Origin of the sequence: Myceligenerans indicum, from assembly GCF_016742955.1 — a bacterium.
GTDB classification, from domain to species: Bacteria; Actinomycetota; Actinomycetes; order Actinomycetales; family Cellulomonadaceae; genus Myceligenerans; species Myceligenerans indicum.
Map to the genome: position 1 here is coordinate 1 of NZ_JABBYC010000069.1, position 15151 is coordinate 15151.

At 72.1% G+C, this 15151-nt stretch carries 15 protein-coding genes; 10 read left to right on the forward strand and 5 right to left on the reverse strand.

Annotated features, from left to right (window positions below):
* Positions 1 to 6: 6 nt before the first annotated feature.
* The gene (locus tag HGK34_RS20540; RefSeq protein WP_201850961.1) at positions 7 to 924 is read right to left on the reverse strand and encodes a LysR family transcriptional regulator; all 918 of its coding nucleotides are present in this window, start codon (positions 922 to 924) and stop codon (positions 7 to 9) included.
* A 96-nt stretch (positions 925 to 1020) separates the two neighbouring features.
* On the opposite strand from HGK34_RS20540, the gene HGK34_RS20545 reads away from it, so the two are divergent.
* From HGK34_RS20545 to HGK34_RS20565, 5 genes are all read left to right on the forward strand, one after another.
* Positions 1021 to 2097, forward strand: a complete 1077-nt coding sequence (locus HGK34_RS20545; RefSeq protein WP_244667012.1) for a threonine ammonia-lyase — start codon at positions 1021 to 1023, stop codon at positions 2095 to 2097.
* Between the two features lie 9 nt (positions 2098 to 2106).
* Positions 2107 to 2730 carry an L-threonylcarbamoyladenylate synthase gene (locus HGK34_RS20550; RefSeq protein WP_201850964.1) on the forward strand — a complete coding sequence of 208 codons (624 nt, stop codon included), beginning with the start codon at positions 2107 to 2109 and terminating at the stop codon, positions 2728 to 2730.
* Between the two features lie 29 nt (positions 2731 to 2759).
* Positions 2760 to 4205: a UTP--glucose-1-phosphate uridylyltransferase gene (locus HGK34_RS20555; protein WP_201850966.1), complete on the forward strand. Its 1446-nt coding sequence runs from the start codon at positions 2760 to 2762 to the stop codon at positions 4203 to 4205.
* Between the two features lie 205 nt (positions 4206 to 4410).
* Positions 4411 to 5031 carry a LemA family protein gene (locus HGK34_RS20560; RefSeq protein WP_201850968.1) on the forward strand — a complete coding sequence of 207 codons (621 nt, stop codon included), beginning with the start codon at positions 4411 to 4413 and terminating at the stop codon, positions 5029 to 5031.
* A gap of 7 nt (positions 5032 to 5038) precedes the next feature.
* Positions 5039 to 6967, forward strand: a complete 1929-nt coding sequence (locus tag HGK34_RS20565) for a M48 family metalloprotease (RefSeq protein WP_201850971.1) — start codon at positions 5039 to 5041, stop codon at positions 6965 to 6967.
* A gap of 32 nt (positions 6968 to 6999) precedes the next feature.
* On the opposite strand, the gene HGK34_RS20570 is transcribed toward HGK34_RS20565, so the two are convergent.
* On the reverse strand, positions 7000 to 8994 hold the full coding sequence (locus HGK34_RS20570) for an HNH endonuclease signature motif containing protein (RefSeq protein WP_201850972.1): 1995 nt from the start codon (positions 8992 to 8994) through the stop codon (positions 7000 to 7002).
* A gap of 213 nt (positions 8995 to 9207) precedes the next feature.
* Positions 9208 to 9867, reverse strand: coding sequence for an IMPACT family protein (locus HGK34_RS20575; protein ID WP_307816145.1), 660 nt, complete (start codon positions 9865 to 9867; stop codon positions 9208 to 9210).
* A 120-nt stretch (positions 9868 to 9987) separates the two neighbouring features.
* Here HGK34_RS20575 and HGK34_RS20580 point away from each other — a divergent pair, with 120 nt between their 5' ends.
* A complete protein-coding gene (locus HGK34_RS20580) occupies positions 9988 to 10614 on the forward strand; it encodes a tyrosine-type recombinase/integrase (RefSeq protein ID WP_201850974.1) in 627 nt (208 codons plus the stop codon).
* A 9-nt stretch (positions 10615 to 10623) separates the two neighbouring features.
* On the opposite strand, the gene HGK34_RS20585 is transcribed toward HGK34_RS20580, so the two are convergent.
* Positions 10624 to 11274, reverse strand: coding sequence for a GNAT family N-acetyltransferase (locus tag HGK34_RS20585; protein WP_307816146.1), 651 nt, complete (start codon positions 11272 to 11274; stop codon positions 10624 to 10626).
* Positions 11275 to 11425: 151 nt separating this feature from the next.
* Here HGK34_RS20585 and ectA point away from each other — a divergent pair, with 151 nt between their 5' ends.
* From ectA to thpD, 4 genes are all read left to right on the forward strand, one after another.
* Positions 11426 to 11902: a diaminobutyrate acetyltransferase gene (ectA, locus tag HGK34_RS20590; protein WP_307816147.1), complete on the forward strand. Its 477-nt coding sequence runs from the start codon at positions 11426 to 11428 to the stop codon at positions 11900 to 11902.
* Between the two features lie 90 nt (positions 11903 to 11992).
* On the forward strand, positions 11993 to 13267 hold the full coding sequence (gene ectB, locus HGK34_RS20595) for a diaminobutyrate--2-oxoglutarate transaminase (RefSeq protein WP_201850976.1): 1275 nt from the start codon (positions 11993 to 11995) through the stop codon (positions 13265 to 13267).
* A 115-nt stretch (positions 13268 to 13382) separates the two neighbouring features.
* Positions 13383 to 13796 (forward strand): ectoine synthase, encoded by a 414-nt coding sequence (locus HGK34_RS20600; RefSeq protein ID WP_201850978.1) that lies wholly within the window; start codon positions 13383 to 13385, stop codon positions 13794 to 13796.
* Positions 13797 to 13862: 66 nt separating this feature from the next.
* Positions 13863 to 14762 carry an ectoine hydroxylase gene (gene thpD, locus HGK34_RS20605; protein ID WP_201850981.1) on the forward strand — a complete coding sequence of 300 codons (900 nt, stop codon included), beginning with the start codon at positions 13863 to 13865 and terminating at the stop codon, positions 14760 to 14762.
* A 112-nt stretch (positions 14763 to 14874) separates the two neighbouring features.
* Here thpD and HGK34_RS20610 read toward each other — a convergent pair whose 3' ends face one another.
* Positions 14875 to 15012 (reverse strand): hypothetical protein, encoded by a 138-nt coding sequence (locus HGK34_RS20610; RefSeq protein ID WP_201850983.1) that lies wholly within the window; start codon positions 15010 to 15012, stop codon positions 14875 to 14877.
* Positions 15013 to 15151: the final 139 nt, after the last annotated feature.

A 15151-nucleotide genomic window follows, 5' to 3' on the forward strand; every position in this document is an offset into this window, starting at 1 on the left:
CGAGATCTACACGAGCCTTATCGTCGGCAGCGTCAGATGTGTATAAGAGACAGGGGTGGGCGCGCCGATGGTCAGTGCCATGATCCGCCGGATGGCGCCGGGCAGGGGAGCGGTCACCACACCCGGGTCGCGGTGGGCGCGCAGCGTCAGCGCGGGGACCGTGCTGACGCCCGCGCCCGAGGCGACGAGCGCCTGGATGGCGACGTAGTCGTCCGTCTCGAACGCGATGTGCGGGGCGAACCCGGCCTGGGCGCAGCGGGCCAGGAGGTCGGCGCGACAGCGTTCGCAGCCGGCGATCCAGTCGGCGTCGGACAGGGTGGCGAGCGCGGGGGCGGTGCACACGCCGCCGGCGGCGTCCGCCGGCGCTTCGGCCACGGAGCGGACGAGGTGGACGGGCTCGTCGAAGACGTCCGTCACCTCGAAGCGGGACAGGTCCTCGATGCTGCGCGTGTGCGCGACGTCGGTGTGCTCGAAGACGAGGGCGACGTCGACCCTCCCGGAACGCAGTGCGTCGACGGCCTCGGGCGGCTCGGCCTCCAGGAGGCTGACGGCCAGCCCGGGCAGGTCGGCCCGCAGGCTCGCCACGGCGGCGGGAACGATCGTGGCGAGGGCTGAGGGGAAGGCCGCGAGCCGGGCGCGCCCGGCTCGCATCCCGGCCAGGGCCTCCAGCTCGCGGGCGGCGCCGTCCACGCGGGCCAGGATCTCCTCGGCGCGGTCCGCCAGCAGGCGGCCGGCCTCGGTGAGCCGGACGCCGCGTCCGGCGCGCTGCAGCAGCGGTATCCCGGCCTCGGACTCCAGGCGGGACAGGTGGTGGCTGACGGACGGCTGCGCGTAGCCGAGCGTGCGTGCGGCGGACGTCACGGAGCCGGTGCGGGCGACGGCCGCGAGCACACGCAGCCGGGTCAGGTCGAGGTCTGCGGGCATGAGATCAGCCTACGCCTGTTGCATCGGTAATTGCTATGCGTTTGGACGAAACCTCGTATTGGACCTATGGGTTGGCGCCGGGGCAGAGTAATGAGCATGACCGCCGCACCACTTGCCACCGCCCCGCCGCCTGCCACCGCCGCACCACTCGCCGCCGCCGCGTCCGGCTCCGCGCCCGCCCAGGAGACCGTCCCCGCCATGCGCGACGTGCTCACGGCCCGCGCCCGGATCGAGCACCTCGTGGTCCGCACCCCGGCGACGTCCTATCCCGAGCTCGACGCGGCCACCGGCGCGCGGGTGGTCGTCAAGCACGAGAACCTGCAGCCCACGGGAGCGTTCAAGGTCCGCGGCGCGCTCAACCTCCTGCTGTCCATGACACCCGGGGAACGTGAGCGCGGCGTCGTGGCCTACTCCACCGGCAACCACGCCCAGGCGCAGGCGTACGCCGCGCGGCACACGGGGGCGCCGGCCACGATCGTGATGCCGGCGGGGCCCACGCCGCCCAACCCCCTCAAGGAGCGTGCCGTGCGGGCCCTCGGCGCGCGCGTCGAGCTCGCCGGGCAGTCCCTCACCGAGGCCGCCGCCCATGCGGCCCGGCTCGCCGAACAGGACGGCGCCCGGCTCGTGTCCGCCGCGAACGAGCCGCTCCTCATCGCCGGCGTCGCCACCTGCTACCTGGAACTGCTGCAGCAGGCGCCCGACCTCGACGCCATCGTCGTGCCCATCGGCGGCGGCTCCGGCGCGGCTGCCGCGTGTCTCGTCGCCGCCGCGATCGCGCCGCACGTGGAGGTGATCGGCGTGCAGTCCGCCGCCGCTCCCGCGGCCCACGACTCCTGGCGCACCGGGGAACTCGTGCAGCGGCCTGCCACGACGCGCGCGGAGGGGCTCGCGACGGGCGCAGGCTTCAGCCTGACCCAGTCCGTCCTGCGCCGGCACCTCGCCGACTTCCTGCTCGTGTCCGACGACGAGATCACCGCCGCCCAGTACCGCTACCTCACCGCGGCACGGACGGTCGCCGAGGGAGCCGGGGCGGCGGCGCTGGCGGCCGTCGTCGGCAACCGCGAGCGCTTCGCCGGGCGCCGTGTCGGCGTCGTGTGCAGCGGCGGCAACGCGTCGGGTGCCGAGCTCCGGCGGGCTCTCGAGGGGGAGGCGGACGTGCGCGGCGGGGAGTAGCGTCGGCCCATGGCCCGCTACCTCGAGGTCCACCCGGTGGACCCGCAGCCGCGCAGCATCGCCCAGGCCGTCGCCGCGCTCCGCGACGGCGGCCTGGTCGCCTATCCGACCGACTCGGGCTACGCCCTGGGAGCTTGTCTCGGCAACCATGACGCCGTCGGGCGCATCCGGGACATCCGGCGGCTCGACGCCCACCATCACTACACCCTGGTGTGCGCCGACTTCGCGCAGATGGGGCGGCTCGTCAAGCTCGACAACAACGCGTTCCGGGCCATCAAGGCCGCCACGCCGGGGCCCTACACCTTCATCCTTCCCGCCACCGCCGAGGTGCCGCGCCGCCTCGCGCACCCGAAGAAGAAGACCGTCGGCGTACGCATCCCCGACCACCGGGTGGTGGCCGCGCTCCTGCGCGAGCTCGGGGAGCCCCTGCTCTCCTCCACCCTGATCCTGCCCGGGCAGACCGAGCCCCTGTCGGACGGCGCCGTCGTCAGGGAGACCCTCGACAAGGCTGTGGACGTCGTGCTCGACGACGGCGAGACCGGGACGGCGGAGCCGACGACGGTGGTGGACTGGTCGGGCGGCTACCCGGAGATCGTCCGTGAGGGCGCGGGTGATCCCGGACGCTTCGCCTGAACCCTCCGGGATTCGCATAACCTGACGCCATGAGCGACGCGACCGCACAGCCGCACGGCCTGCAGCAGGCCAGGGACAAGATGACAGAGGCGGGCGTGGCACCCGCCGCCATCGAGACGTTCACCCGGTTCTACCGGATCCTCACCTCCGGGGAGACCGGCCTCATCCGTGAGGAGGACGTGGAGCCGCTGACCGGGATCCCCCGTCACGCCGACCTGGACATCGAGCCCGGCGCCGCCGCCGAGGCCCTGGGCCGGACGGCCATCTGCAAGCTCAACGGCGGCCTCGGCACGTCCATGGGCATGGACCGCGCCAAGAGCCTCCTGCCGGTCCGGGTGGCCGACGACGGTTCCGTCCTGAGCTTCCTGGACATCATCGCCGGACAGATCCGCGCCGCGCGCCGCGCCACGGGCGCCCGCCTCCCGCTGATCCTCATGGACTCGTTCCGGACCCGGGACGACACCCTGGAGGCGCTCGGCAGGTACACGGACCTGACCGTCGACGGCCTGCCGCTCGACTTCCTGCAGAACCGTGAGCCGAAGCTGCGCGCCGACACCCTCGAGCCGGTCCGGTGGGACGCCGACCCGTCCCTCGAGTGGTGCCCGCCCGGGCACGGTGACCTCTACGCGGCCCTGCACGCGGGCGGGATCGTGCCCAAGCTCCTGGAAGCCGGGTTCCGCTACCTGTCGGTGTCCAACTCCGACAACCTCGGCGCCGCGCCCGACGCCGACATCGCGGGCTGGTTCGCCGCCTCCGGAGCCCCGTACGCCGCCGAGATGTGCGCCAAGACCCCCGCCGACGTCAAGGGCGGGCAGCTGGTGCGCCGCAAGTCCGACGGGCGCATCGTGCAGCGCGAGACCGCCCAGACCCACCCGGACGACATGGTGTTCGCCCTCGACGCCGAGCGCCACCCCTACTTCCACACCAACAACCTCTGGTTCGACCTCGAAGCCCTCGGGGCCGAGCTGGAGCGCACCGGGGGCGTGCTGGAGCTGCCGCTGATCCGCAACGAGAAGACGGTCGACCCGTCGGACGCGTCCTCGCCCGCCGTCGTGCAGATCGAGTCCGCGATGGGCGCCGCCGTGCGCGTCTTCGAGGGAGCGACGGCCATCGACGTCCCGCGTAGCCGCTTCCTGCCGGTCAAGACCACCAACGACCTGCTGCTGCTGCGGTCCGACGTGTACGAGCTCGGCGACGACTACCGGCTGGACGCCACGTTCGACGCCGATGCCGGCCAGTCCGCGCCCCTCGTCGACCTCGACAAGCGCTACTACAAGCTGATCGACGACTTCACCGCCCGGTTCGACGCCGGCGCGCCCTCGCTCACCGAGGCCGAGTCGCTCACCGTCGCCGGTGACTGGACGTTCGGCCCCGGCGTGCGGGCGGTCGGCAAGGCGGTGCTGACCGAGCCCGCCGAGGGGGCACCCGCCCAGGTGCCCGACGGCGCCACCGTGGGGCCCGACGGGATCGCCTGACGGGATCGCCTGACGGGATCGCTCGACGGGATCGCTCGACGGGATCGCTCGACCCGGCCGAGCGGCCGGAACGCGGCGCCCGGGACACGCCCCCTCGTGTCTTCCGGGCGCCGCCGTCCCGCTTCCCGGGACCGCCGCCGGTCTCCTGGTATACGTTGGCCGCAGGAGCCTGCAAACGCGCACCCGGACGAGGGGAAGAGCGGCCATGGAGATCGGGATCATCATCGGGCTGGCGATCGTCGTCGTCATCCTCGTGCTGGTGTTCTGGGTGGTCGGGATCTACAACGGCCTCGTCCGTGCCCGCAACGCCTACAAGAACGCATGGGCCCAGGTCGACGTCCAGGTCAAACGGCGCCACGACCTCATCCCCAACATCGTGCAGATCGCCAAGGGCTCGCTCGTCCACGAGCGCTCGACCCTGGAGGCGGTCATCCAGGCGCGGTCCCAGGCCGTCAACGCCCAGTCCGCGGCGTCGGCCGCACCGGGCGACCCGGGCGCGATGCAGGCGCTGGCCGAGGGGGAGAACATGCTCACCCAGGCCATGGGGCGCTTCATCGCCCTGACGGAGAACTATCCCGACCTCAAGGCGAACCAGACGCTGCTGCAGGCCATGGAGGACCTGCGCTCGACCGAGAACAAGGTGGCCTTCGCCCGCCAGGCGTTCAACGACGGCGTCATGTTCTACAACAACAAGCGCGAGGTCTTCCCCGCGAGCATGATCGCCGGCCCCTTCGGCTTCACCGAGGCCGCCCTCTTCGAGATCGAGGACCCCGAGGAACGCGAGGCGCCGCAGGTCGACCTCGGCCTTCCCGACTACCCGGCCTGAGTGCCCGATGAACTTCTTCGAGCGGCAGCGACAGGTCCGCCGCCTCTCCGCGCGGCTCGTCGTGCTGTTCGCGCTCGCCGTCGTGGGCACGGTCGTGGTCGTCAACCTCGCCGTGTGGATCATCGTCGGCATCGGGTCGCCGGCCGACACCGTCGTCACGGCGCTGACGGCGGCGACCGTCCTGACGGTGGCGCTCATCGGGCTGTCCTCGCTGTTCAAGTCCATCTCGCTGCGCAGCGGCGGGGGAGCACGGGTCGCGGAGTCGCTGGGTGGGAAGGCCGTTCCGGCAGACACGCGGGACCCGGACCTGCGGCGCCTGCGCAACGTGGTCGAGGAGATCGCCATCGCGTCGGGCACGCCGGTACCCGCGCTGTACGTGCTCGAACAGGAGCGGGGTATCAACGCGTTCGCCGCCGGGTGGTCGCCCGCCGACGCCGCGGTGGCCGTCACACGGGGCTCCCTGGACCGCCTGAACCGTGACGAGCTGCAGGGCGTGATCGCGCACGAGTTCAGCCACGTCGTGAACGGCGACATGCGGCTCAACATCAAGCTCATGGGCCTCCTGTTCGGCCTGCTGGTGCTGTTCATCGTGGGCCGGGTGATGACACTGGTCCGGGGCGGCAACCGCAACCCGGCGCCGTTGATCGGTGTGGCGCTGATCATCGCCGGGGCGATCGGGATGGGGGTGGGCCGGCTGATCCAGGCCGCGGTCTCGCGGCAGCGGGAGTACCTGGCCGACGCGACCGCCGTGCAGTACACCCGGCAGACCACCGGCCTGGTCGGCGCGCTGAAGAAGATCGCCGGCCTGAGCGAGAGCTCGACGGTGCGCAACCCGCGGGCCGACGAGGTCGGCCACATGCTGTTCGGCTCGGCGAAGGGTCTCAGGGGAAGCTTTCTGGCCACGCACCCGCCGCTGATCGACCGGATCCGCGCACTGGAGCCGGGCACGCGGCCGGAGGACCTGGAGCAGCTGCGGCGCCAGTGGGCCTCGAGACCGCCGTCGGGTGCCGCGGAGGATCGCGCGATGGGGCTGGCCGAGCCGTCTGCCGGTGAGCGGGTCCGGGCCGGGGGACAAGCGACGGCCGCCGCCGACCCGGCCGCCGTGGTCGCGGCCATCGGCAGCCTCGGGCCCGCCGCCCTCGAGCGGGCGGGCAGCCTGCTCGACCGCATCCCCGAGCACCTGCGTGCCGCGGCCCGCGATCCGGAGGGCTCGACGGCGCTGGTGCTCGCGCTGGTGCTGTCGGAGCATCCGGACGTGAGGACCGCGCAGCTCTCGTCGGTGGCGGGGCACTTCGGCGAGCCCGCGGCCGACGAGGTGCGCCGGGCCGCCCGCGGGCTGGCCGGGCTGCCGGCGCAACTGCGGCTGCCGCTGGCAGAGCTGGCGTTCCCGGCGGTGCAGCAGCGCACGGTTCCGCAGCAGGACGCGATCATGGCCACCCTGCACGACATGATCGCGGCCGACGGGCGGCTCGACGTCGTCGAGTACTGCCTGTCGCGGCTGCTGCACGAGCAGCTCCACGAGGCGCGGCACCACCGCTCCTCCTGGGCCGGGCAGCGGTACTCCGCGGCGGCCGCCCGGGAGGCCACCGCCACGTTGCTCGCGGTCCTCGCCGACGCCGGGCACGACGATCCCACGAGCGCGGCACGAGCCTTCGAGGCCGGGATCGCCGCGGTCTACCGGGACGGGCGGCACGGACACGGCGCGAGCGCCACGTACGCCCCGCCGTCTGCCGGCGTCGTTGCGCTGGAGGACGCCTGGGGCGCGCTCGACGGGATGTCCGCGCAGGCCAAGGAACAGCTCGTGACAGGGGTTGTCACGGTGATCGGCTACGACGACCGTATGACGGTGGCCGAGCTCGAGCTGCTGCACACGATCTGCGCCATGCTGCACTGCCCGCTGCCGCCGCTCACCCAGGCGCCGGGACAGGCTGCCTGAACCTTGAGCCCGGCAGCCCCCGGGCCCGGCCGTCAGAAGGGTGGTCGGCCGGGACCGGGAGGGCGCGGATCGGGGCGGCGGGTGCCGCCGCGGGGGGTGCGGGGACCGCTCGCAGGAACCCCGCTCCGACGGGTCGTGGCCGGTTCTCCCGGTGGCTGGGCGATGGTGAGCCCGCGGGCGTGTGCGTACCGCACGACGGGGTCGACGGCGGTCGGTTCGACAGCCGTGACGGTGCCTGTGGGTGCGGTCCAGCGGGTGACCCCGGTGGCAGGGTCACGGGTCACACGCCAGTTCGCATGGGTCTTGACGTTGTGGTGCCGGCGGCAGAGGGGATGGAGATTCTCCGCTCGGGTCTGCCCGGGTTCTCCAGGCAGGTACCGGTGGTCCTTGTCGAAGGGCTGGAGGTGGTCGAGATCGGTGGCCGGCTTGCCTCCAGCGACCGCAGGCCGGTCGCATCCGGGGAACCTGCACGTTCGGTCCCGTGCGGTGACGGCGGCACGAAGGGTCGCACCAGGAGCATAGGTGCGGGTGGAGTAGTCCCGAAGGACCCCGGAGACCGGGTCGGTCAGGAGGCGGCGCCAGGTGCCGTCGGCCGCGATCCGTGCGGCATCGTCCGCGGGGATCGGGCCGAGACCTTCGATCATCCCGGGGGTCATGTCGGCAGGGTCGAGGAGCGTGGATGCCGCCACGGTCACCTGGACCGTGGCCGGGACCTCGATCACGCGCAGGAGCGTGCCGGGTGCGGCACCTGCACCTGCACCTGCACCTGCGCCGGTGCCGGGGTCGGTGGCAGGAGCAGGCGCGGTCAGGTGCAGGCCCTGCGGGTCCTCGGGCACGGGCACGAGGTCGGTGTCGAGACGGGGCTCGACGAGGTCGGGTGGCGTCACGGGTGCGTCAGCCTCGGGCCCGCCGGTGTGAACGTCGCTCCCGCGCGGGTGGTCCGCCGAGCCGCCGGCCGCGTCGTCGGGACACGGCACGACGACGCGGCCCGTGACCAGCGCGGTGAACGCGGCGGCTCGTAGCGCGCCCAGCGGCCGGTTCTCCCCGGGCGTGTCCTTGAGCGCCTTCGCGGCGGCCTGGACGGCGTTGAACGTCATGGCGGCATCGGTGACCGGGAGGTCGGCGACGATGCGGCCACGGCCCGGTCCGGCCTGCTCGGCCCACACGTTGCAGCGGTCGGTGACGTCCCGGCGACGTGCCCTGGCTCCGTGGAGCGTGGCGGCACGGGCGTTCAGCTGCTCGCTGATCCACTTCCAGGTGCGCCGTGGTGCGTACGGAAGCAGGTCCGTGATGGCCTCTGCACGCTCACCCGGTGTCAGGTCCGCCCCGGCGCGCAGGAAGGTGTCGGCCTTCTTGGCGTCCACCGTTCCGCTGCCCAGCGCGTCGGCCAGCGCCGGGTACCGGCCGGTACCCTCGGCGCGCATCGCGATCTGCCACGCCTCGTTCGTGGTCACGTGCAGCTCGCCGGAGATCTCCCCGGCCACCGAGTCGCGCGACAAGGGATCGTCCACCCTGTGGATCAGCTCCCGGGCGACACGGGCCTGCTCGCCCCGGGCCCACGAGATCAGCCGTTCCCAGCCCGCCACGACCTGGCGCAGCTCGGCGCCGTCGAGCGTGCCGAGGGGCGTGCCGAGGGGCGCGGCGTCCGTCGCCGGACCGTCCGTGACGCCGCCTGCGGTGGAGGCCACGACGGAGCCGGCGGCTGGGGACGTGGTCGAGGGCGTGGTCGAGGGCGTGGTGCCGCCTCGTTCCGAGAAACCGCGTAGGCGCCCGGCGAGCAGCGGGCCGGGGGCGAGCCGTGCGACGTCCTCCAGGAGAAGGTCGACAGGGTCCACGACCTCACCGGCCTGTCCGTCGGGCCCGATGCCGTCCCGCGCGGCGAGCTCGGCGGCCAGCTCCGGGTCGTTGGCCGGGTTGGCCGCCAGGATCGCCGCGAGCTCGCTCTCCGTGTGGTCAGGCGGTGCGAGCGGAAAGCCGAAACCGTCATGGCCCCCGACGCCGTCGAACATCGGACCCTGCATCAGCACGCACCCCCCTCCGCCGTGGACCGGACCGGCCGCCGTTCTCTCCTTGGTCTGTGTGTTCGATCCTATGATCGACACACCCGCCCTGCTACCGAAGAGCATGATCTGTGGATAACCTCCACGGAGACCAAGGGCGCTCCCCGGTACGCCGTGTCGGCGCAGCGCGCCGATCCTCACCGCGCCGATCCTCACCGGCCCGGGCCGCGCACCGATCCGCTACGCGACGTCCACCACGCGACTGTCGCCGACCTCGGGAACGAGCGTTCCCGCCGACGCGGCCGCGAGGCCGGAGCGCAAGGACTCCAGGTGGGCGCCGGGCACGAGCAGGCGCAGGCGGGCCACGGCGTCGTAGGCGGGCTCGGCCACGATCGCACCGTGCGAACCCGCCCAGTCACGCAGGACGTTGTCGATCCGGCCGGCGTCGGCGTGCGGGACGGGCACCTCGACCTCGTGCAGGATCTCGCGGCGCAGGATCGCACCCGATCCGGCGGCCTCGTCCAGCGCCGCGGACACCGCGCCCGAGTATGCGCGCACCAGCCCGCCCGCGCCGAGCTTCACCCCGCCGAAGTACCGGGTCACCACGGCGACGACGTCGGTCATGCCGCGGTGCTTGAGCACCTCCAGCATCGGGACGCCGGCAGTTCCCGAGGGCTCGCCGTCGTCGGAGGACCGGGCCTGGTCCGCCCGGACGCCGAGCACCATCGCCACGCAATGGTGCCGCGCGTCCCAGAACTCCTTCCGGAGCCGGGCGACCACGGCGTCGGCCGCCGCGGTGTCGCGGACCGGCTCGAGATGGGCCAGGAAGCGCGACTTCCTGATCACCAGCTCGTGGTCGACCGGGCGGGCCAGCGTACGGGGCAGGGCGGGCTCGGTCACGGCGCCGAGCCTACGCGAGGTCCGAGTCGCACGACGCCGCCCGCCCCGGCGGGGGACTCGACCTCGGGACACACCCGTGATCATCTGGAATTAATAGTGTGCCAAGCCTAGACTAGCGCCATGGCCAGCCAGGACGGCAACGACGAACAGCTCTCGACGACGCAGGACGGCCCCCGCGAGGAGTCCCGCTACCCACGTCCCCCTGTCACGCTCGACGAGGCCGAGCGGGTGTGGCGGGAGCTGGCGGCGGAGGCGATGCGCCCGGACGCGAAGCCGGAGATCGCGCGCCTGGCGGTGATCACCGGCCTGGTGCGTGCGACGGGTGCGCGCTACGGCGACCTGCTGCGGATCCGCGTCGAGGATCTCGACCTGGGCCCCGACGCGGCCCGCGCCGGGGAGGGTGTCGCCACGGTGAGGCACGGCAAGCACCGCGTGCTGCGGCGCCACCGCCTGCCGACGGACCTCGTGGTGCTGCTGCGGCACTGGATGTCGGTGCGCGAGGACCTGGCGGCGGAGCTGGAGGGGACGGCGCCCCGGGCGCTGCTGCTCACGGTGCACCACACGCACGACAACGGCACGACGGTCGCCAGCGGGCTGCCGATCACCCGGCAGGGGCTGGTGCTGTCCTGGCGGCGGTTCGTCCACCGCACGAACGCGAGGTACGGGGCGACGCGCCCCCCGCTCCCGACCCGCTTCGAGCAGGTCCGGCGCGCCTGGACCGAGGCCGGGGCGGGGGAGGAGGCGTAGCGGGCGGGGTCAGCGGGTACCGATACCCAGCAGCGGCGCGTGCGGGCGGTGGGACGGGAGCTCGTGGAAGCCGTAGGCGGCGTAGAAGGCTCGGGCTCCGGCATTGGCGGGGTCCATGCTGAGGTGCACCCCGGGGACGCCGCGCTCGGCCAGGGCGGCGCGCAGCGTGTCGAGCATGCGCCGCCCGAGGCCTTGGCGCTGCCCCGCGGGCAGCAGGTCGATGTGCAGGTGGGCGGGGTATTCGTCGAGTTCGGCCGGGGTCAGGCCACGGACCATCCGCTCCGGGTCGCCGCCGTCGCGCACCAGCGCCTCCTCGGTGTAGCCGTGGTCGCGGCCCATCGGGCCGGCGTGCGGGTGGCGGGCGCGGAATCCCGGTGCCCACTCGGCCGTGTACCAGTCGACGAAGGCGCGCGTGTCGGCCACGGCGATGACGTAGCCGATGGCGCGTCCTCCGGCGTCGTCCACCACCCATGCGAGGTCCGGGCTGTGGGTGACGTACGGCAGGCAGTACACGTCGGGCATGAGGAGATCGTCGGAGTAGATGCCTCGGGCGTCGTCGCCGCCGGCGGCCGTCCGGATGCAGATCTCGGTGACCGAATCCCGGTCATTGGGCTGGTAGGGCCGGATAATTGCTCCGCTGCCGCGGTGGTTGGCGATCACAGAGGAACAATATCGATTCGAGGCGTGGCCTTGACCACATGTTGTTGCCGAATTGTGACGGCAACATGACAGTGTCAATAAAGTCCGTTACGGTTGATGGGCGATGCAGCCCTCCGACGAAGACCATGACAAAGCACGGACCAGCGAGGATGTGGGACTGAAGGAGCCCACCGTCCAGGACGGATCCGCCATGTGGCGGATCGCCAGGGATTCCAAGACGCTTGACCTCAACTCGTCCTACGCCTATGTGCTGTGGGCCCGTGACTTCGCCGCCACGTCGGTGATCGCCACCGTCGACGGACAGCCGGCCGGATTCCTGACCGGCTACATCCGTCCGGACGAGCCCACCACGCTGATGGTGTGGCAGGTAGCCGTCGACGCCGCCTTCCGCGGGCGTCGGCTGGCCGCCCGGATGCTCGACCACGTGGCCTCCGCCGCACCTCGGTGCACTCACCTGGAGACCACCATCACCGCGGACAACGCGGCGTCGATCGCCCTGTTCACCTCGTTCGCACAGGCGCGTGGCGCCACCGTCGAACGCACCCCCCTCTTCACCGAGGACATCCTCGGGGGAGGGCACGACACGGAGCACCTGTTCCGTATCGGCCCGGTCGCCCACGCGGCCTGACAACCATCCTCGATCGAACCACGAGACCGACCGTCGGCCTGCCCATCGGCGTGGCCGCGGTGACGAACCATGCCCGGGAGCAGATACCCCATGTCCCAGACCACCATCTTCGACGAGCTCGAGTCGCAGGTCCGCAGCTACTGCAGGAACTGGCCGGTCGTGCTCGCGACCGCGGAGGGATCCACGGTGACGACGGAGGACGGGAAGGAGTACCTCGACTTCTTCGCCGGTGCCGGCGTGATGAACTACGGGCACAACCACCCCGAGCTCACCGAGCCGCTGGTCGACTACCTGCGCTCCGGCGCGATCGTGCACTCGCTCGACATGCACACCGTCGCCAAGCGTGAGTTCCTGGAGAACTTCCGCAGCTACGTCCTGGAGCCGCGAGGCCTCGACTACAAGGTGATGTTCACCGGCCCGACGGGTACCAACTCGGTCGAGAGCGCGCTCAAGCTCGCCCGCAAGGTGACCGGGCGCCAGCACATCCTGTCGTTCACGAACGCGTTCCACGGCATGACGCTCGGCGCGCTGTCCGTGACCGGGAACTCGATGAAGCGCCAGGGCGCGGGTCTGCCGCTGACGAACACCTCCAAGATTCCCTACGACAACTACTTCTCGGGTGCGGTCGAGGACTTCCTGTGGCTGGAGCGCGTCCTGCAGGACAGCGGCTCCGGCGTCGACCTGCCGGCCGCGATCATCGTGGAGACGGTCCAGGGCGAGGGTGGTCTGAACGCCGCCCGCCCGGAGTGGCTGCGTGCGCTGGCCGACCTGTGCAAGGCGCACGAGATCCTGCTGATCGTCGACGACGTGCAGGCCGGGGTGGGGCGCACCGGCACGTACTTCAGCTTCGAGGAGGCGGGCATCACGCCCGACATCGTGTGCATGTCCAAGGCCCTGTCGGGCTACGGCCTGCCGATGGCCCTCACGCTGCTGCGCCCCGAGCTGGACCAGTGGGAGGCGGGCGAGCACAACGGCACGTTCCGCGGCCACAACCCCGCGTTCGTGACCGGCGCCGCCGCCCTCAAGAAGTTCTGGGCCGACGACACCTTCGAGAAGGAGGTCCAGGCGCGCGCTGGCGAGCTGCGTGACGGCCTGCAGAAGATCGCGGACGGCTACCAGGACGCCGTCGTCAAGGGCCGGGGCATGCTCACCGGCATCGAGTTCCCCGACAAGGAGGCCGCCGGGAAGATCGCCGCGGCGGCATTCCAGCGGGGCCTGCTGGTGGAGACGTCCGGCCCCGACAGCGAGGTCCTCAAGACCATGCCGCCGCTGACCATCACCTCGCAGGAGGTGCAGCGCGGCCTCGCCATCATCGCCAACGCCGCCACCGAGGTGCTCGGCGCCCCGGTGGCCGCCGCGGCCTGAGGCGGCAGCACGCCGATCCGACGACGGCGGGCCGCGGGTCCGTCGTCGTCCCCCAGAACCCCCTTCGCGGGGCCGCACCGGCCCCGCCCCGACCGCAGAAACGAGAGCACCTGCCGTGAAGATCACCTACGTCGAGGACCTCGACGGCACCGACCGTGACGTCACCCCGGAGAACGGGAACTGGCGCAGCCGCCGCATCGTCCTGGCCAAGGAGGGCGTCGGGTTCTCCTTCCACGAGACGATCCTGTACGCCGGCACCGAGAGCGACTTCTGGTACGCCAACCACATCGAGTCGGTGTACTGCGTCGGCGGCGAGGGCGAGCTCGTGAACCGGGAGACCGGGGAGGTCCACCCGATCCGTGACGGCATGTGCTACCTGCTGGACGGCAACGAGAAGCACACCGTCCGCGCCAAGACGGACCTGCGCATGGCGTGCGTGTTCAACCCGCCGGTCACGGGCCGCGAGGTGCACGACGAGAACGGCGTCTACCCCCTGATCACGGAGGAGGAGCCGACCCCCGGCGCCTGAGATGTGCCGAGCTTCGGCAGGCAACGGCGAGAACTGGTCCGATCCCAGTCCAGGAGGAAAGTGCGCATGAACCCCTCGAGCGAGAAGATCGCTGACGTCTACCCCACGCGGACAGGGGGTGAGTTCCTCCTGATGCCGCGGGAAGACTTCGTGGTTCACGGCACGCCCGACGACGGCCCGCTGGACGGTCCCGAACTGGAGGGCTTCGCCGAGAACGGCTACCTCACGTTCGAGAGCTTCATCACGCCCGCGGAGGTCGCCGAGCTCGGCGACGAGCTGGAGCGCATGGCCTCCGACCCGGAGATCCTCGCGCAGGACAGCACGATCGTGGAGCCCGCGTCGCAGGAGGTGCGCTCCATCTTCGGCGTGCACCGCACCAGCGACGTGTTCCGCGCCGTCGCGCACGACCCGCGCCTGGTGAATCGTGCCCGGCAGATCCTCGGGACGGACGTGTACATCCACCAGAGCGGCGCCAACTCCAAGCCCGGCCTGACGGGCGGGGACGTGTACTGGCACTCGGACTTCGAGACGTGGCACGCCGAGGACGGGATGCCCCGCATGCGCGCGGTGAGCTTCACGATCTCCCTGAGCGAGTTCCACTCGTTCAACAGCCCGCTGATGATCATGCCCGGGTCGCACACGACCTACGTGTCGTGCGGTGACATCGTGCCCACGCAGGAGGAGAAGGCCCTGCTGGACATGCACGGGTCCGGCACGCCGAGCCCGGCCGCGCTGGCCCAGCTGGCCGACCGCCACGGCATCGAGGTGCTGGAGGGCGAGCCGGGCACGGCCGTGCTGTTCGACTCCAACAGCATGCACGGGTCCGGCGGCAACATCTCCCCGTACCCGAGCTCCACCCTCTACTTCGTGTACAACTCGGTGGAGAACGAGCCGGTCGAGCCGTTCACGGGCAAGCCCCGTCGCCCCGATTTCCTGGGGTCACGAGACTTCACCCCGGTGCCCTGACCGGACGCCCGGGAGGGCGTGCCTTCCCGCGGCTCCCGGCACGGGAGCCCTGACGTCCCCGACGCCGGTCCCGCGATCCTCACGATCGCGGGACCGGCGTTCGTGTTCTCCCTCACTCCTCCTGACGAGGCAGCAGCAGGACCGCTAGCACCGCCAGCGCGAGCGCACCCAGCAGGATCGCCCAGCCGGCCCCCGGCGTCGTCGTGACCGCCCAGGCCACCAGGCCCAGGAGCTCGGTCGCGCCGAGCACGACCAGGGCCCGCCGCCAGCCCGCGAGCGCCGCGGTGATCTCGACGCGGGCGGTGCGGGGGGTGTGTGCGGCCCACCAGGTGGCGCGGAAGAGGGTGTAGGCGGTCTCTTATACACATCTGACGCTGCCGACGATAAGG

What these genes read in the sequence shown, in the direction of transcription:
- HGK34_RS20540 (WP_201850961.1), bottom strand. Translation starts at nt 924, where the DNA reads ATGCCCGCAGACCTCGACCTGACCCGGCTGCGTGTGCTCGCGGCCGTC.
- HGK34_RS20545 (WP_244667012.1), top strand. Translation starts at nt 1,021, where the DNA reads ATGACCGCCGCACCACTTGCCACCGCCCCGCCGCCTGCCACCGCCGCA.
- HGK34_RS20550 (WP_201850964.1), top strand. Translation starts at nt 2,107, where the DNA reads ATGGCCCGCTACCTCGAGGTCCACCCGGTGGACCCGCAGCCGCGCAGC.
- HGK34_RS20555 (WP_201850966.1), top strand. Translation starts at nt 2,760, where the DNA reads ATGAGCGACGCGACCGCACAGCCGCACGGCCTGCAGCAGGCCAGGGAC.
- HGK34_RS20560 (WP_201850968.1), top strand. Translation starts at nt 4,411, where the DNA reads ATGGAGATCGGGATCATCATCGGGCTGGCGATCGTCGTCGTCATCCTC.
- HGK34_RS20565 (WP_201850971.1), top strand. Translation starts at nt 5,039, where the DNA reads ATGAACTTCTTCGAGCGGCAGCGACAGGTCCGCCGCCTCTCCGCGCGG.
- HGK34_RS20580 (WP_201850974.1), top strand. Translation starts at nt 9,988, where the DNA reads ATGGCCAGCCAGGACGGCAACGACGAACAGCTCTCGACGACGCAGGAC.
- ectB (WP_201850976.1), top strand. Translation starts at nt 11,993, where the DNA reads ATGTCCCAGACCACCATCTTCGACGAGCTCGAGTCGCAGGTCCGCAGC.
- thpD (WP_201850981.1), top strand. Translation starts at nt 13,863, where the DNA reads ATGAACCCCTCGAGCGAGAAGATCGCTGACGTCTACCCCACGCGGACA.